Genomic DNA, 18,624 nt, shown 5'->3' with positions numbered 1-18,624 from the left:
AAATGAGCGTTTTAGTCAATAAAAATTCAAAAATAATAGTTCAAGGTTTTACCGGAACTGAGGGTACTTTTCATGCGGAGCAAATGATTGCTTATGGCACTCAAGTAGTAGGAGGGGTAACACCTGGAAAAGGAGGAGCGTCTCATTTGGATCGCCCTATTTTTAATACAGTTCAAGAAGCTGTTTCAACTACAGGAGCTGACACATCCATTATATTTGTACCACCCGCTTTCGCTGCAGATGCTATTATGGAAGCAGCTGATGCTGGAATCAAGGTAATCATCTGTATTACGGAAGGTATTCCTACCAAAGACATGATTATTGCTAAAGAATATATCAGCAACAAAGAATGTCGTTTGATTGGACCTAATTGTCCTGGAGTAATGACTGCAGAAGAATGTAAAGTAGGTATCATGCCAGGATTTATTTTCTCTAAAGGTAAAGTAGGTATTGTTTCAAAATCTGGAACCTTAACTTATGAAGCGGTAGATCAATTGACAAAAGCAGGTTTAGGTCAAACAACTGCCATTGGTATTGGTGGTGACCCAATCATTGGTACAACAACCAAAGAAGCGGTTGAATTATTGATGAACGATCCTGAAACGGAAGGTATTGTCATGATTGGAGAGATTGGTGGTGGAATGGAAGCTGAGGCGGCAAGATGGATCAAGGCTGATGGTAATAGAAAACCAGTGGTTGGATTTATTGCTGGACAAACTGCACCAAAGGGTCGTCGTATGGGACATGCGGGTGCGATTATTGGTGGAGCTGATGATACAGCAGAAGCTAAAATGAAAATTATGCAAGAATGCGGAATTCACGTAGTTTACTCACCTGCAGACATTGGTGAAACTATGTTGAAGGCATTATCTTCTAAGTAATAATTCACAAAGGATGACTCCTTTTATGTTTAAATCTGCTTCTTTTAAGTCTTTTTGGCCAATTAGAAGCAGATTTTTTTGTATCCTAGCTTTTCTGATTTTTTCTTTTTTTGCAAGTTTTTCCCAATTAAAAGAAGTTCATTCCTTTGAAAAAGAATGGTTGATCTATCAATCCAATTGGAAAGCGTTTTTACCTTATATATCAAATAAGCATTTTTCCTACCACTCGAAATCTTTATTATTGGATTTTAAATCTCAAAAAGCTACCTATATCCGGATTCAACCCATTGATGATTATTATTTATTTATCAACGGAGCCTATCGAACTGCATTAGAGAAAGATTCCGTCTACGTATATTCTTTAGATAGTCTTTCCAAGAATTATCCTGGGCAATCAAGCCTTTTGTTGACATTTTTCAAAGAAAATTTGTCAGGTTTACCTGGTAAAATTTCCTTAGTTCGGAAAATATCTCTGGTTAATCAAGCTAATACCAAGGAATATGCCAGTTTAGAAAGATTGAGCAAATTGAAATCCGATTTCATAGGTATTAGTCTGTTTGCTATTTTAATTTTATTGGCCATTATTCATTATTATTTCCCCAAGTATTTCTATTCTTATTTTCAATATACCGATTGGATTCATTGGCGATTTAAAGATAATGTGATTCAAAACTCTCCATTTTCTTTTCCTAATCTATTGGTTTTATTGACGCTTAGTTTTTTAACGGCATTCATTGGATTTTTAAATTTAAGCTCGAATCCGAATTATTTATTGTCCCAACTTGATGCTATAGAAGATGGCTCGCCAGCTATTTGGGTTCTGTCGCGTACGTTTTTCGCCTTTGTTTTATTTTCAGGTCGATTTTTTGTGTACGAGATTTTTACGAGTTTATTTAAAATTGAGTTTTTGTCCAAGCCTCATTTTTATAAATCCATTCAAACCAATATGCAATTTTTCTCCTTGTTTTTTTTGGTTTTGGTTTTATTAAGCTTGTACTATGGCCCTTCTTTCCAACCCAATTTGCCATTGTTTAAGGCATTAGTGTTTGGCTACTTCTTTATTCGTATCATTTATTTCTTTCAGTTATTCAGAGGACGCTTTACGATTAACGTATTTACTTTAGCGGCTTATTTAATCATTATTGAAGGCCAGGTAATCTTATTTGGGATCAATCAAATTCTTTTTCCGGAAATGAGTTAAAAGGATTTAAAAATATCTTGAAAAATTCTTATATTTGCACCGAATATGGGATAGTACATCCTAAACTATAGAGTTTTCTTTCCAATTGTTTATGAGTGAAATTACAAATGTTGCCCAAACTGATACTGCAAGGCTAAAAACAGTTAAAAGTATTTTAGTTACACAAGCAGCACCAACGGACGCGAAATCACCTTATTTTGAAATTGAAAAAAAATACGATGTAAAGGTTGATTTTCGACCATTCATTGAGGTTCAAGGTATTGCTTTTAAAGAATTTCGCAAGCAAAAAATTACTATTTTAGATCATACGGCTATTATTTTCACAAGTCGTAATGCCATAGATCACTTTTTTCGTATCTGTAAAGAAGCCAAAATAGAGGTTCCTGCCGATATGAAATATTTTTGTATTACTGAACAAACAGCTAATTATCTTCAAAAGTATATTGTTATCCGTAAACGAAAAGTATTTACAGGTACAAAAACTGCTTTGGACTTATTGGAAGTAATCAAAAAACACAAATCTGAAAAATTCCTTTTCCCTTGTTCAAATAAGCGTCAAAAGGATTTACCTGATTACATGGGGACCAACGATTATCAATTGACCGAGGCGATTATGTATGAAACAGTTTCAGCTGATTTATCGGATTTGGAAGATGTATTTTATGATATCATTGCTTTTTATAGTCCATCAGGTATAACTTCATTATTCGAAAACTTTCCAGATTTCAAACAAAATAATACTCGTATTGCTGCCTTTGGGCCAACTACTGCTCAAGCTGTAACCAATGCTGATTTGATTATCGATATACAAGCGCCTATGCCCAATGCTCCTTCCATGACGGGGGCTTTGGAATATTACATCAAGCTTGCCAATAAATAATTGATAGCCCCAATCTTTTGGGGCTTTTTTATTTATTTTCTTGGAATATCTTTTCCAAACGAAATATTGTTTATTTTTAGCCGTCAAATTCATTAGAAATATAATTAGAATGCCTAACGAGCGAAATCTATTCAAGAAGTCTATTTTGAGCCTTTTATCGGGCTTATTCATTTTGATGTATTCCTTGGTTAGCTATGGGCAACAGGATCCCGGTTTAAGTATGTATTCTTTTAATACATTACATTTAAATCCAGCATTTGCGGGTTTACAAGGCGAATCATTTGCTCAAGTGCATTATCGAAATCAATGGACTCAGTATCAATCCACCTATGATGGTTCCGGAAATTTAGGTACTCAAATGGCAGGGGTTAGTTTGCCACTTTCCAAAATCAATGGTGGAGTTTCATTAGCATATATGTCGGACAACACACCTTCCGGTGTAGGTCAACAATTTATACAGCTACAATTTGCTAAGCATTTTCAAATGGGATCTGGTACAATTTCTGGTGGCATACGCTTGGGATTGCATTCAAAATCCTTTGATGGAAGAGTTTATAAACCGAGAGATTCCAATGATCCTATTATTGATCCTTTATTGGGAAAGGCTATAAGCCAGTCCTTGCCTAATGTAGGAATTGGCTTACTTTATTCTTTGGATAATTTTCGAGTTGGGATCAATGCAGACCATTTAAATAGTCCCAATTTTACTTTTCAAAGCTCAGCGAGTAACGTTTTGAGGCCCGTATTTACTTTGCACACGAGTATGAATGTCTATTTTTCATCCTTTGTTGAACTTGAACCATTTGCCCAAGTGAGGTATTATTCTTCCAGTTTTTTACCTGAAATGGGAGCTAGAGTAAAGTTGTTTGATGCATTTTGGGTGGGAGGAAGTTATCGTTTGAATGATGCCGTGATTGGAATGTTGGGCGTTTCAGTGTTCAAGCAAAAATTAGATATTGGCTATTCTTTGGATAATACTTTGGTGAATGCGACCGTGAAGGCGCCGCTTTCACATGAAATATTTATTAAATTTAATTTACCTAGCTTCAAAGGCTCAAGCAAAGGAATACCGATAAAAACACCAAGATTTAAGATTTTATAATTATTCAAAGTTTAAAAAATCTATTTTTTTGAATAATTATTGATATAAAACCCTTAATTTTGAGGAATTTGAATCAATCTTGTTTAAGTTTGGTTTTTAAAATGCAATTTATTGTGTTCAGTTACGTTAGAGACTAGAATTTATTATACTTGAATATGAATTTTCAACATGTTGGTAAGAGTTTTATAAAAGTCCTTTCTATTATTTTGGTAGCCTCAACGCTATTTAGTTGTGGTTTATTTAAATCAAAAGAAGGTGGCGGTAAAACATTAAGCAGTAAAAAAGGAAGCTCCAAATCCAAAGGTGGACTTTTAGGATTAAAAAAAGGTATCAAGGAAACCGTTGGTATTGAAAATGGAGAAATTGTTGCCTCGGCGCGTCGCGGCTGGAGTCAACCTACCCCTTATGGAATGGTTTTAGTTCCTTCTGGTAGCTTCATGATGGGTCAAGCTGATGAAGATATTTCTCATACGGGTGTCAACTTCAATAAACGTGTATCAGTATCTCCATTTTTCATGGATGATACGGAAATAACCAATCACGAGTATCGTCAATTCACCAATTCATTATTAAAAGATTCACTTTCCGTTTTAGGGGAAGATAAAATAATGAACGAATATTTTCCAGATACGACAGTTTGGAAACGTGATTTTACTTATCACAACGGTGATCCCATGGTAGAATACTATTTTTCTAGTCCAGCTTTCGATTTATATCCGGTTGTTGGAGTTAGTTGGACTGCTAGTAAATATTTTTGCGAGTGGAGAAGCAAGATGATGAATAATTATCGTAGAAAAGAAGGTATGTACATCTTGCCTCGTTTCGAATTGCCTTCTGAGGCAGAGTGGGAATGGGCAGCAAGAGGAGGAAAGGCATCTGCTAAATACCCGTGGGGCAATCCATATATTTCGAATGCGAAAGGTTGTTTATTAGCCAATTTCAAACCTCATAGAGGAAACTTTGATTCAGATGGTTATTCTTATACAGCACCGGCCAATGCTTATAATCCAAACGAATATGGTTTGTACAATATGTCAGGTAATGTTGCTGAGTGGTGTGAAGATGCTTATGCGGATAATTCTGTCGCTTTAACGTGGGATTTAAATACCGTTAATAAAAATGCTGATGAGCCACGAAAAGTAACTCGAGGTGGTTCATGGAAAGATATCGCTTATTATTTGGAAACAGGTACCCGAGCGTATGAATTAGAGAACAATAAACGATCCTATATTGGTTTCCGTTGTGCCATGAGGTACTTAGGTAAACCTAGTAAATAATTGAACATATTAACAATTGAAATAAAATGAACGGATTAGAAAAAATCATTAATGTTGTTGCTAGTTTTGGTGCAGCAGTTGTCATCGTAGGAGCATTATTTAAAATTGTCCATTGGACAGGAGCCAACGAAATGTTAATCGTAGGTATGTTCACAGAGGCAGCTATTTTCATTTTGTTTGGTGTGTTGTATTTACAACAAAAGCCGGAAAAGTCTTACGAATGGGAAAAGGTTTATCCTGAACTTGTTGATGGTGCCCCTGCCATTAAGCGTTCGGCTGATTTATCTGGTTTAAGTCAAAATGGAATTAGTCCAGAGGTAGTAGAGAACTTAACAAACTCATTGAAAGGTTTAGCTGCCACTGCCAATAGTTTACAAGAAATTACGAAAGCAACAGGAGCAACTCAAGAATTTGTTCAATCGTTGAATTCTTCATCACAATCGTTAGGTGCTTTGAACAAGTCAGTTTCTGATGCATCCAATTCTTTATCTTCTATTTCAACTTCTTCTTTAGAAGCGGCCAAATATGCTAATCAATATGCGAAGGCTGGGGATCAATTAACTACATTGAACTCGATTTATGAAAATGAAATTCAAGAGGCGTCTAAGCATTTAAAAGCGATCAACGGTTTTTACGGAAACGTGAATGCATCCGTGGAGCAAATTGCTTCTTCACAGAAGGATGCAGAGCTTTTCAAATCTGAATTAGCAAAATTGAATGCGAATATTCAGTCATTGAATCAGGTTTACGGAAGTATGTTAACAGCTATGAAAGGCTAATTTATCCACAATAGCTTTACAATAAGATATGGCAGCGTTAAAGGAAACCCCTCGGCAGAAAATGATCGGGATGATGTATTTGGTATTAACTGCTTTGCTTGCATTGCAAGTAAGTGATGCGTTACTCCAAAAATTCACCCTTTTAAATAACAGTTTAGAAGTGGCGAATCAATCTTCTACCACGAAAAATAAAGGCATGGTTCAAGGTATAGAGCAAAGGATTCAGGATTTACCTAATCCAGCAGCTTATGCAGATATTTTAAAAAGAGCCACAGAAGTTCGTCGTATTTCTGATGAATTAATTAATCATTTGGACGGAATAAAGACGAAAGTTATAGAAGTAGGAGGAGGGATAGATCCAGAGACAGGAAATATTGCCAATCCGAAAGAAGAAGAAAAAGTATATGAATTAATGGTTGGCTCTAACAAAGGTGGAGAAGCCTATAAGTTGATACCACTTTTTGATCAATATTTGAAAAATTTAGAGAAACTGGCGGATAAGGGTACCAAATTTTCACCTTTGGCTTTAGATGCCAAAGATGATCCTATTGTTAGTAGAGATTGGAATCAATCCAATAAAGATTTTGCCGAATTGAATTTTGAACAAACGCCAATTCCCGCTGCCTTGGCGACTTTAAGCCAGAAACAAGCAGAAATTAGACGTTATGAAAGTGAAGTTTTGAATCAATTGGCTTCCAAAGTCGGTGCCAAAGAGATCAAATTTGATAAAGTTTTCGCACAGGTTTCTGCTAATGCCAATACGGTTGTTGCTGGAATGGAGTATCAAGCTGAAGTATTTATTGCAGCAACTTCCAGTGGATTTACACCAAGAATGAGTTTTAATGGTTCTGCCATTCCTGTTTCAGATGGCCGAGGACAAATTAAATTTAAAACGGCTGGTGGAAATTATGACGCCAATGGATTATCTAGAAAAAGCTATACAGCAACGGTTTCGTATATGAGTCCAGCGGGACCTAAAACAGAATCCGTTACCAAAGAATATTTTGTATTGAAACCTACTTATAACATTGAAACTGCTACTTTACCTGCTTTGTATTTAGGCTGTGCCAATCGATTAAGTGTGGCTAGTCCGGGTTTGGGTGCTTTATGGAACCCACAATTTTCAGCAGATGGTGGCGAAACCATTGCTGGCCAAACTCGTGGAAAAGTTACTATTGTGCCAACATCTGCTAATGTAACTTTGAACGTTGCTAATTCGGGTACTTTATTGGGAAAAGAAACGTTTAGAGTTCGTCGTGTACCAAGACCAGAAGTGAAGTTCTTTGGAAACGGTGGCGAATTGGATGAGAAGAGAGGTATCAGTGCATCATCTTTACGTACAATTGATGCTCGTGCTTTGGCAGATGAATCCTTTAAGTCAACCAATCCTGACGATGCTAATTTTAGAGTGTCAGAATTGTATGTGGCTTTAGCTAGAGGTCAACGAAAAATTGACGACATCACTTTACCTGGAAGCGGTTCATTGGCTAAATTGGCAGCACAGGCTCAAGCAGGGGATAGATATTACATTGAGGTAAAAGGAGTGCAACGTAAAAATTTCAAAGGTACTGTTGAGTCCATTCCTTATTCTTTGTCTAAAAATATTCCTTTATATTAATTAGAGAAAAACATTGTGTTATGAAATTATTCTTAAGTATTAGTGTCGTATTGCTTTCTTTTTTGAGCTTTCAATCGATGGCCCAAGAAAAGCCATTGAATACCGCTGCACAAAATTCAGTTAGACCCATTGATGATGCTAATGTGCATTTCAAAGTTAGACTTTGGCGTCGATTAGACTTAAATGAAAAAATTAATCAACCCCTATTTTCTTACAACAATGAAATTTCTAAATTTTTAGTTGAATGGGTAGAAGCAGGTATTTTGACGGCTTATACAAATGATTCATTGACGACAAAATTGACTACCGCTCAATTTAAAGAAAATTTAAAAATAGAAGAAGGTGTCGTTGATGGCGAGCTATCTGAGGCAGAAAAATCAGCTGGATTTGGAGGCGAATCAAAAACGACTGCCACTGCAGGAACAGATGATGGTTGGGGTGGAAAAACTACTGCGGCGACAGATAAAACTAAAACGGCTGATAATTCTTTTGCTGAAAAGCCTAGCTCTACAACAGCTGCTTATTACTTCCCAAAAGAATTAACCATTATTGAAATAAAAGAAGATGCTATCATTGATCGTCAGAGATCAAGAATGTATTTTGATATACAATCCTTTACTTTAATTATTCCTGCGGCTAAGACTAAGGCAGGATTTGATAAACCAATTGCCTCTTTTAGATACAAGGATGTGTATAAATTATTTAGAAATACACCAAACTGTATTTGGTATAATTCTCAAAACGAAATTCAACATAAAAATATGGCAGATGCCTTTGATTTACGGATGTTCCAAGCTCGTATTGTGAAGAAAGGTAATTCGAGAAATCAGTATTTGACAGATATTAACAATAGTGAGGTAGATGGTTTGAATCGATCGCAATTATTGGAATATGAATTATTAGAAATGGAACACGATATGTGGGAAAATTAGTTTTTTGGCATTTTATTAAGAGGGAGATTTATCTCCCTTTTTTATTGCCGTTATTGGAGCAATCCAAATTGTAATATTTAAGTATTATACATCTTTTAATAAGGAAAATCTAAAATTTACATCATTTTAAAGGACTTAATGCTTTAATTATTCCTTTTTTTGAAGACTTAGATGTAAATTGCAGGGTAATTTGAATAAAAATTAAATATGTCGTATCAACGCAAGACAAAAATTGTTGCAACCGTAGGACCAACGTCTGAGTCCAGAGAATCTTTAATTCAATTAGCTAAGGCTGGAGTGAATGTGTTCCGTTTAAATTTTTCTCATGGTACTCATGAGGATCATTTAGAAAGACTAAAGACCATTCGTTCCATTAGTCAGGAATACAATTTAAATTTAAGTATTCTTCAAGATTTACAAGGCCCAAAAATTCGTACTCAATTAGTAGAAGGTAGTGGAGTTTTATTAGAATCAGGTAAGCAATTGATTTTCGCCATGGATGAAAATTTATTGGGAACTGCTGAAAAAGTTGGAACAACTTACACATCTATGTATTTGGATGTTAATGTAGGAGAACGTATTTTGATGGATGACGGAAACTTAGAGGTTAAAGTTATTTCCATAGATAAGGTAAAAAAAGAAGTTATTACTGAAGTAGTTTATGGTGGTATATTGAAATCTAAAAAAGGTATCAATTTACCAGGAACCAAGGTTTCTTTGCCTTGTTTGACACCAAAAGATGAAAAGGATTTGTATTTTGGTTTAGATAATGGCGTGGATTGGATTGCTTTATCGTTTGTTCGTAAGGCGTCAGATATCTGGGATATTAAAGAAAAAATCAAGGCTTACGGTAAGAACACACGTGTTATTGCTAAAATTGAAAAGCCGGAAGCGATTGATAATTTAGATGAAATTATCGCTGCTACAGATGCTATCATGGTGGCTCGTGGTGATTTAGGTGTTGAAATGGATGGGGCTGTTGTTCCTTATTTACAAAAAGTAATGGTTGAGAAGTGTACAGCTGCAGGTAAACCTGTTATTGTGGCTACTCAAATGTTGGAATCAATGATCTCCAATCCTGTGCCAACGCGTGCGGAAACTTCAGACGTGGCGAATGCCGTGTTACAAGGTGCTTCTGCGACGATGTTAAGTGGCGAGTCTGCTTCTGGAGCCTATCCAATTAAAGCGGTTGAAACAATGGCTCATATTCATGAAGTCGTTGAACAACAACAAAATCAAATTGAAATTGTAAAAGGTGATGAAGCTGCGATTTATTTTAAAAATCACGCTTTATCCAATCATGGTAGCGCCGAAATTACCCTAAATGATCGATTGATTGCTGGAGCATGTCGTCTAGCTCGTGATGCAAAAGCTAAAGCTATTTTGTGTATCACCAATTCTGGGTATACTGCTTTCCGTTTATCTGCTCACCGTCCAAAAGCCGACTTATTTGTGTTTACCTCAAATAAAGAATTAATGTCGACCATGGGTTTATTGTGGGGAGTGAAAGTGTTTTTCTATGACCCATCTGCTGAAAGTGCTGAAAAAACCGTTGCGGCAATGGTTGATCAGTTGAAAAAAGCTGAATTATTGAAAGTGGGAGATGTTTTTGTAACAACTTTGTCCATCCCTGCCCATACTGATAAAAAAACCAATACAGTACAATTAGGTATTGTAGAATAATATTTCCTAAAGGCAGTCCTTTTCTAGCGTATGAAAAAGCAAGTTTCTTGGTTAACTAAGTCATTTACCTTTTTATACACTATTTGGGCTGCTTTTTGGTTTATTTCATTTTTCCTCCTTCTTTATCCGGTTATTTTTGTTCTCATTCATCGTAAAAGTTGGAAGCGATATGCTTTGCAATTGATTCATATTTGGGGTCAATTGTTTTTCTTATTTTCATTTATCCGATTTGATATTACGTATCATTTTAAGCCCAAAAAAGATCAGATTTATGTCTTTTGCGCCAATCATTTTTCTTATTTAGATATTCCTGTCTTAGTCGTATTAATCAAAAATCATTTTTCTTTCATTGGTAAAAGTTCGATTAAAAAGGTACCATTGTTTGGTTATATGTATGCCAAATTACATGTGTTGGTTGATCGGGGAAGTAAATCGAGTCGGGCTAGTTCATTGATTTTATCGGTTAGAGCACTTCAAAATAGAAGTTTAGCTATTTTTCCAGAAGGTGGGATTACTTCAAAAAAATTCCCCTTCATGTCTACTCCACTGAAAGATGGGGCATTTCAAATGGCTATTCAGCAAAAAGTACCGATTGTACCCATTAGTTTATTCAATAATCATTTGTTGCTAAATGATGATAATTTTTTACTTCGTCCGGGTGTGATTAAGGTACACGTGCATGAGCCTTTGGTTACCACAGGTTTAACCATGGAAGATTTACCTATTGTTAGAGAAAAAATATATCAGGCTATACAAAAGCCTATTTTAGCTCATTATTCCTTGGATTTACCCAATTAATCCAATTTCAATTGATGAATGTAAAGACGATAATTTATGCTTGTTTAATTGCTCTAATGACTTCCTGTGGGGAATCCAATGAACAAAGCTCGGATTTGCCTCGTCCTAAAGGATACAATAAAATTGTACTGCCTAAGCCTTCCTATATGCCTTTAGAAAAAGGACATCCTTTTAGTTTTGAGGTTTCCCGCTACGCGACTGTCTTACCTGATACCGTTTCTTGGGCAGAACCCCATTGGTTATATGTTTATTACCCCAAGTGGCAAGCTTTTATTCAGTTGACCTATAAACCCTTGAACGGAGATAAGAAAAAATTATTCGAACACATTAATGATGCATATACTTTAGTGGCTAAACATAACATGAAGTCCAGTGGAAATAAGGAATTACAAATGCGTTTGCCAAGTGGGAAAATAGTTACTCTGATTGAGTTAAGTGGAGAGGTTGCCACCTCCATGCAATTTTTCACTACTGACAGTACCAAGCATTTTTTACGGGGAGCCGTCTATGTAAAGACTGCCACACAAAATGATTCCCTTGCACCCATCATTGATTTCATTAAAAGGGATGCTTTGCATTTAGTCAAAACCTTAGAATGGAAATGATTTACAATTAAATGATTTAATTTGCATAAATTAAAATCTGTTTTTAAAAGGAATCTCTGATATTAACGTGTAATTAACCTTTTATGTCGACCATAACGGCTATCATTCTGACTTATAATGAAGAAATGCACATTGAAAGGTGCATCAAAAGTTTGCAAAGCTTTTGTACGCGGATTTGTGTCATTGATTCTTATTCGACTGATAGAACCGTAGAAATGGTAAGAAGTTTAGGTGCGGAGGTTTTTCAACATACATGGGAGAATAATTATGCCAAGCAGCTGAATTGGGGAATTCAGAATTGTCAAATATCGACAGATTGGACTTTGAGAATTGATGCCGATGAATATTTCCCGATTGAATTACAGAAGGAAATTTCTTCAAAAATGGACAATTTGAAACCAAGTGTGTTTGGAGTTCAATTAAACAGAAGGGTGATTTTCAAAAATCATCTCATTCGTTTTGGTGGTTTTAAGGAGTTCCAATTGCTTCGTATATGGAGGACAGGTCATGGCGTTTGTGAACAGCGTTTGATGGATGAACACATTATTTTAGATGGTGGTGAGGTCGTTTCATTTCAACATTATTTAGTGGATGAAAATTTGAATTCCATGCATTGGTGGGTACAAAAGCATAATAATTATGCAAGACGCGAGGCGGCTGATGCATTAAATTTGGCTTATCATTTGATGGAGACGACAGATTTATCTGAAAAAGCAGGAGTTAAACAAGCGAAATTTCATCGGTTTCTAAAAAACCAGGTATATCAAAAATTGCCTTTGGGGATTCGGCCCGTTCTATACTTTTTGTACCGTTTTATTTTTCGATTGGGATTTTTGGATCATCCCAAAGTTTGGATTTTCCATTTTATGCAAGGACTTTGGTATCGTCTTTTAGTGGATATAACGATCAATGAGGTGGAAAAACGGACCCAAGGAGATGTTGAGCAAATACGAAATATCATATTAAATGAGTGGAACATTCGTTTCGAGGATTAGTAATTCATGGGAAAGAAGCTCAAAATTTTAAATTTATGTAACTATACTTGGGAAACGGGTGGTCCATCGAGTGTGATTTTTAATCATGCCCGATTTCAGTTAAAGCAAAATTTTGATGTTTCAGTGGCCAGTTCTACCAAAAGTCATCATCATTTGTATACCTTAGAGCCCGGAATGAAGCTTTTTGTTTTTCCACAAAGTTTCTTCGCCAGATTTTTATCTGAATTTTCTTTTCCATTGATTTTCTGGTTTTACCGAAATAGGAATAAATTTGATCTTATCCATATTCATGGATTGTGGTATTTTGGTGCAGTTTTACCTTTCATCATTCCGAATCGAGCAAAAAAAATTATTACGATCCATGGATTTTTGGATAGTTATACTCGAAAGGATTCCAAATGGAAAAAAGGACTATTTTGGAAATTATTTCAAAAAAGATTCATTGATTCATGCGATATCATTCATGCCATCAATAGAGATGAGGAACGAATATTAAAAAAATTGTTTCCAAGAAAAAATGTGATTTATATCCCGAATGCCTTGGATGAACCTAATTTGGAAGAAGCAAAACCCGCAATTACTTTTCAGGAATCCATTGAATCATTTAGGGCTGATTCGCCTTGGACTTTCGTATTTATAGGTCGAATTAGTTTCAAAAAAGGATTGAATATTTTACTAAAATCGTTCCAGAATTTATCTGAAGTTTATCAAAACCAGGTGAAATTGATCATTGCTGGTCCGGATGATGATTATTCCCATGAATTATCCTTATTTCTAGAATCGTATCCATTTAATAATATTTTAAAATTAGATACGGTACGTGGGGAAGAGAAGAAATATTTGCTCACCCAACAATTTTGCTTTGTTCTACCTTCTTATTCAGAAGGATTTTCCATTGCGGCTTTGGAGGCCTTGGCACATAAAAATCCTTGTATTTTTAGTAATAAAGTGGGTTTTCGAGAAGGAATTTTGGAATATGATGCTGCTTTACTTTGTCAGCCCAATGAATGTTCACTTACGGAGGCCTTTTTGGAATACGTTCAGCATCCAGAAATTAAATCCAAATTGACTAAAAATGGATATGAATTATTTCAACAAAAATATTTGTTGGAAAATGTGGCATCTGATTTAATCATCGAAATCAATACATGTGTTAACTCACGATAGGTCATACGGGATTTCGCCAATATTACCATCTACTTGAAAGATTCACAATTTTTGTTAGATTTGTTTTTAAACCTATAAACCTATGAAAAAATGGATTCTATTTACCCTATTTTGGGGTATTCAATTTTCTTTTGTCGAGCCTAAAGATATTACTTGGGTGGCCATCGGTGATTCAATTACTTATTTAAATGATCATCCAAATGAAACAGGTAATCGAATTAGTAAAGGATATCTGACTCTTCTAACTGAGAAAATGCCCAATGTACATTTTTTGAATCAAGGCCATAATGGCTGGACAGCCATTAAAATTGCTACGGAAATTGAAAAATTGGGGATACAAAAAGCTGATGTGTACACCGTATTTCTTGGGACCAATGATTGGTGGGGAGGCAAACCTTTAGGGACTTTAGCTGATTATCAAAATAACACTGGAATAACGACCGTTAATGGAGCTTTTCGAGTGATTATTGATAAATTGAAAAGTTTAAATCCGAATGCGAAGATTATTTTAATGACACCCATGCAACGTGTTGATTTTGTGTACATCAATAATTTCAAAAACAATGCTTATGGGTCCTACAAAGACAAAAATGGACAATTTTTGGAAGATTTTGCCAATTCGATTGTTTCCATTGGAAAATCAGAGCAGATAGCTGTGGTAGACTTGTATCACAATAAGAAATTGAGCCATAAGAAATTGGTCAAATTTAAAAGATTAAAAAATCCACAAACAGGAGAGTACCAAAATTATCCTTATCCAGAATTTGTCAATATTCCGTTTGATCCAAGCAAAGACGAATATCCTTATCCAATCGAATCCATTCAAATGACATACGATGGTTTACATCCTTCAGATGAAGGATACCGAGTAATTACCAAAGCTTTATTAAAAGAATTTTAAATTCAAAAATGATGAAAACGAAAATTGCAATTGTAGGAATTTGCTTATTTTTCACACATATATTGTTCGCACAAGGCCCGAAGGTACTTGTCGTGACCGCCCATCCAGACGACGAAACGGGTTTTTCGGTTACGATGTTTAAGATTACGCATGAAATGAAAGGAATTGTGGACATGGCAGTCATGACAGATGGGGGAGGTGGATTTGCGGATTCACAATTGGGAGCCATGTATTATGGATTAAATTTGACAGATTCAGTGACTGCCCGAAATCATCTTCCTTTATTGAGAAAACAAGAAATTCTAAACGCAGGTAGGATTATGGGTGTCCGAAATATGTTTTATATGGAACAGCCTGACGATTGGTATTCGACTGATCCAACTCCCTATATTTCTGGCAAAAATTGGGATATACCCTATGTAGAAAGGCGTATGGATAAAATTTTGGATGATGGAGATTATGATTTTGTCATTACGATGCTTCCACACGTTGGGCAACATGGACATCATAAAACAGCGGTTTTGATGGCTTTGAGAGCAGTGAAACGTTTCAACGGTGCTAAAAAGCCTATTATTATTGCGGGTAGTCCAACGACATTACAGTCAAAACCAATGGAGTTTACCATGTTGGAAGGATTTCCAGAAACAAAAATCAAGAAGGATGCCCCACAATTTGTGTTGAATCGGGCATTTAAATTTAAGGAAAATGACAAAGTCAGTTATAAAATAGTTGCGGATTGGGTCATAGCAGAATACAAATCGCAAGGGGCGATTCAAGAGGGCGGAATTCACAAAACGGATTTAGAAATTTATCGCTATTTTGATATGAATGATGCCAGCGGAATTTCTAAAGTTCAAAAACTATTTAATGATTTAGCGAAGAGTGGTTTTGCAGCACCTCCCATTCCTTGATTTTTGCAGTTTGATGTTCTTTTGTGACGATTGCATCCAGTTGGGGAATTAATTCAGCATGTTTGGATGCAATATTCATACGCTCTTTCGGGTCAGTTTCTAAATTGTAAATTTCCCAAGGTGCATTTTTGTCTTTTTTGAGGTTGGATTTGACTGCTTTGAATTGGTTCAAGCGGATGGCGATTTGGCCAGATTTTTCCGGAAATTCAAAGTACAAGTAATCATGTAATTTTTGATTTTCTTGGTTAAGTAAACTGGGTAAAAAAGATAGTCCATCTGTTGGAGGGATGACTTGATTTGTTAATTCTGCCAATGTGGCAAGTACATCATATTGAGTAGATGGCTGGTGATTTATTTGTCCTCCAGGAATTACTCCTGGCCATCTGACAATCATAGGCTCTCTAATTCCGCCTTCATATAAATCTTGTTTTCTACCTCTTAGACCACCCGTGCTTTGAAAAAATTCGGTGTCTACACCGCCTACATCAAATGTGGCGCCATTATCGCTTGAAAAAAAGACGATTGTTTGATTATCTATTTTTTCTTTTTTTAATGTTTCTAGAATTTTACCCACTTGTAAATCCAGGTAGGATATCATTCCTGCGTAGGTCGCTTTGGGGTGTTTGGTTGGTACATAACCTTTTTGACCTAAATATACACTGTCTGGGAAGGCCGATAAGTAGGGTGTTAAGGCTTCTTCAGGAACTTGCAAAGAGAGATGAGGCAAGGGGAGTGGAAGATATAAAAAGAATGGTTGATGTCTATTTTGATGGATGAATTGGATGGCTTTTTCTGTCATTTTATCGACGACATATTCTTTACCTTTGAATTGGTCAAAATTCACTGAGACCATATTTTTTTTGCCTTGGTATTCATGAACATAGACATAATCATTTTTTAAGGTATCCCATTTTCCATTTTCCCAAAGGTGGGTTGGGTAATAATTATGTGCTTGTTTTTGGTCTAATAATCCATAGAAATAGTCAAATCCTTGTTTATTGGGATTTCCTGTCCCATTCGCCATACCCAAACCCCATTTTCCGATGGCGGCAGTTTGGTAGCCTGCATTTTTCATGAGGTGGCCAATGGTGAACGTGTTTTCTTCCAAGGGCATTTGTCCTTTTTCCATTTCGTCAGAAAATCCTCCCAATTCGAAATTTCCTCTAATTTGAGAATGTCCTGCGTGCTTGCCAGTTAATAGCATACATCTCGCAGGAGCACAAACCGGAGCTGAGGTATAGTGCTGAGTAAATTTAATGCCCTGTTTAGCCATAGCATCCAAAAATGGTGTTTTTATTAGCTTTTGCCCATATGCGCCTAATTCGCCGTATCCAAGATCATCCGCGTAAATGTACACCACATTGGGTCTTGCCATTCGGCCAATTTCTCTATTTTCTTTTCCTTTGATTTGTTTTAATTCATCCCCTAATTCTTTTCTGGCTTCGTCGGCTATTTGCAATAATTCCTGTAATTTTTCAGGGTACTTTTTTTGCACGTCATAGCGTTCTCCGGGATCTCTTCTTAGATCATATAAACCTTGGGGGACAGAGAAATTCTCATTGACCTCTCCGGCAAGTCCGTCATTGGCAGGTAAAAAACCTTCGTAGGTTCGTCCAGGATGGGGAAGTACTAATTTCCAATTTCCTAGTCGTACGGCTTCTAAATTATTTTTTCGATAATAGTATAAGAATTTTTTTCGAGGTTCGGCTTGATTATTTCCTGATAGGATGGGCCATAAATTCACACCATCAATTTTCTTTTGGGGTAGATAGGAATTTGTTAAATACGCTATTGTGGGTAAAATATCTATGTTTGCGGCCAATTTATTGGATAGTTGTCCTGCTTTAATCTTTCCTTTCCAATAGGCAATAAAGGGAACTCGTTGCCCTCCTTCGTAGGTAGTTCCTTTTCCTTCTCGTAAGCCACCACTAGAGCCCGCATGGTTTCCATAATTTAGCCAAGGGCCGTTATCACTCGTAAAAATAACTAGGGTATTTTCCTCTAAATGATGTTTTTTGAGCGATTTCATTATTTCACCAACCGACCAATCGATTTCCATTAGTACATCACCGTACAAACCTTGTTCGCTTTTTCCTTTGAATTTGGAAGAGGCATTGATGGGAACGTGGGGCATCGAATGAGGTAGGTAAAGAAAGAAGGGTTGGTTTTTATTTTTTTCAATGAATTGAATGGATCGTTCTGTTAGTGTTTGTGTGATTTTGGATTGGTCTTCTAGCGTGCGTAAGAAAATAGAAGGTTCATTGCCTTCATAGATGGACAAAGTCGGCAAATCTTGTTTATAGGCACCTAATTTAGTGATGGGTTTGCCTTCTAAATCCACTGGCCACATATCATTGGAATACGGAATACCGACATATTCATCAAAGCCATGTTGCAAGGGGAGAAATTCTTTTTTATCGCCTAAATGCCATTTACCAAATATCCCGGTCGCATAACCTTGTTTTTTAACTATTTCAGCGATGGTTTCTTCATGGGGATTTAATCCTACCGGAGAATTGGGAAATAAAGCACCTGAAATGCCGATTCGGTTTGGATAACATCCTGTAAGAATTCCTGCCCTAGATGCACTGCATACCGCCTGTGCAGATAGGAAATTCGTTAATTTGATGCCTTTATTGGCTAATTGATCAATTTCAGGAGTTAAATAATTCAATGCTCCGAATGAACTTAAGTCGCCATAGCCTAAATCATCCATAACTATTAAGACGATGTTGGGTTTTTTAGGTTGAGGTTTTTGGGCAGATACTAGGAACGACGAAAGCAGAATGCTGAAACAGTAGATCAGATTTTTCATTTTCAAATAGGTTGTCAAGTAAACGTTACGTTTAGAGGCACTTAAATTAAATAAAACAATCAAATAGTCAAATCTTTTA

At 36.0% G+C, this 18,624-nt stretch carries 16 protein-coding genes; 15 read left to right on the top strand and 1 reads right to left on the bottom strand.

Annotation, left to right across the window (positions count from 1 at the left end):
* The first annotated feature begins 2 nt into the window (after positions 1-2).
* The 15 genes from sucD to V7S76_RS04165 all read left to right on the top strand — a co-directional run bounded on the left by sucD (position 3) and on the right by V7S76_RS04165 (position 15,730).
* Positions 3-881: a succinate--CoA ligase subunit alpha gene (gene sucD, locus V7S76_RS04235; RefSeq protein WP_459508801.1), complete on the top strand. Its 879-nt coding sequence runs from the start codon at positions 3-5 to the stop codon at positions 879-881.
* A gap of 241 nt (positions 882-1,122) precedes the next feature.
* Positions 1,123-2,082 carry a hypothetical protein gene (locus V7S76_RS04230; protein WP_459508800.1) on the top strand — a complete coding sequence of 320 codons (960 nt, stop codon included), beginning with the start codon at positions 1,123-1,125 and terminating at the stop codon, positions 2,080-2,082.
* Between the two features lie 91 nt (positions 2,083-2,173).
* Complete coding sequence (locus V7S76_RS04225) at positions 2,174-2,962, top strand: uroporphyrinogen-III synthase (RefSeq protein ID WP_459508799.1); 789 nt, start codon at positions 2,174-2,176, stop codon at positions 2,960-2,962.
* Between the two features lie 109 nt (positions 2,963-3,071).
* Entirely contained in the window at positions 3,072-4,064 is a 993-nt protein-coding gene (locus V7S76_RS04220; RefSeq protein WP_459508798.1) for a PorP/SprF family type IX secretion system membrane protein, read from the top strand.
* A gap of 155 nt (positions 4,065-4,219) precedes the next feature.
* On the top strand, positions 4,220-5,341 hold the full coding sequence (porK, locus tag V7S76_RS04215; protein ID WP_459508797.1) for a T9SS ring complex lipoprotein PorK/GldK: 1,122 nt from the start codon (positions 4,220-4,222) through the stop codon (positions 5,339-5,341).
* A gap of 26 nt (positions 5,342-5,367) precedes the next feature.
* Positions 5,368-6,120 carry a type IX secretion system motor protein PorL/GldL gene (gene porL, locus V7S76_RS04210; RefSeq protein WP_459508796.1) on the top strand — a complete coding sequence of 251 codons (753 nt, stop codon included), beginning with the start codon at positions 5,368-5,370 and terminating at the stop codon, positions 6,118-6,120.
* Positions 6,121-6,148: 28 nt separating this feature from the next.
* Positions 6,149-7,738, top strand: coding sequence for a type IX secretion system motor protein PorM/GldM (porM, locus tag V7S76_RS04205; RefSeq protein ID WP_459508795.1), 1,590 nt, complete (start codon positions 6,149-6,151; stop codon positions 7,736-7,738).
* A gap of 20 nt (positions 7,739-7,758) precedes the next feature.
* A complete protein-coding gene (gene porN, locus V7S76_RS04200) occupies positions 7,759-8,670 on the top strand; it encodes a type IX secretion system ring subunit PorN/GldN (RefSeq protein WP_459508794.1) in 912 nt (303 codons plus the stop codon).
* A 207-nt stretch (positions 8,671-8,877) separates the two neighbouring features.
* Positions 8,878-10,353, top strand: a complete 1,476-nt coding sequence (gene pyk / locus V7S76_RS04195) for a pyruvate kinase (protein WP_459508793.1) — start codon at positions 8,878-8,880, stop codon at positions 10,351-10,353.
* A gap of 30 nt (positions 10,354-10,383) precedes the next feature.
* A complete protein-coding gene (locus tag V7S76_RS04190) occupies positions 10,384-11,151 on the top strand; it encodes a lysophospholipid acyltransferase family protein (protein ID WP_459508792.1) in 768 nt (255 codons plus the stop codon).
* Positions 11,152-11,165: 14 nt separating this feature from the next.
* On the top strand, positions 11,166-11,756 hold the full coding sequence (gene gldD, locus V7S76_RS04185) for a gliding motility lipoprotein GldD (RefSeq protein WP_459508791.1): 591 nt from the start codon (positions 11,166-11,168) through the stop codon (positions 11,754-11,756).
* An 83-nt stretch (positions 11,757-11,839) separates the two neighbouring features.
* On the top strand, positions 11,840-12,751 hold the full coding sequence (locus V7S76_RS04180; RefSeq protein ID WP_459508790.1) for a glycosyltransferase family 2 protein: 912 nt from the start codon (positions 11,840-11,842) through the stop codon (positions 12,749-12,751).
* 6 nt (positions 12,752-12,757) lie between these two features.
* Entirely contained in the window at positions 12,758-13,918 is a 1,161-nt protein-coding gene (locus V7S76_RS04175; protein ID WP_459508789.1) for a glycosyltransferase, read from the top strand.
* An 82-nt stretch (positions 13,919-14,000) separates the two neighbouring features.
* Positions 14,001-14,819 carry an SGNH/GDSL hydrolase family protein gene (locus V7S76_RS04170; RefSeq protein ID WP_459508788.1) on the top strand — a complete coding sequence of 273 codons (819 nt, stop codon included), beginning with the start codon at positions 14,001-14,003 and terminating at the stop codon, positions 14,817-14,819.
* An 8-nt stretch (positions 14,820-14,827) separates the two neighbouring features.
* The gene (locus V7S76_RS04165; RefSeq protein ID WP_459508787.1) at positions 14,828-15,730 is read left to right on the top strand and encodes a PIG-L family deacetylase; all 903 of its coding nucleotides are present in this window, start codon (positions 14,828-14,830) and stop codon (positions 15,728-15,730) included.
* Here V7S76_RS04165 and V7S76_RS04160 read toward each other — a convergent pair.
* Positions 15,684-18,545 (bottom strand): sulfatase-like hydrolase/transferase, encoded by a 2,862-nt coding sequence (locus V7S76_RS04160; protein WP_459508786.1) that lies wholly within the window; start codon positions 18,543-18,545, stop codon positions 15,684-15,686. The two genes, V7S76_RS04165 and V7S76_RS04160, sit on opposite strands and share 47 nt — an antisense overlap.
* Positions 18,546-18,624: the final 79 nt, after the last annotated feature.

It is taken from the genome of Aquirufa sp. ROCK2-A2, from assembly GCF_054558485.1.
Note: the sequence above shows the minus strand (reverse complement) of the source record. Positions and strands in the feature narration are given on the sequence as shown.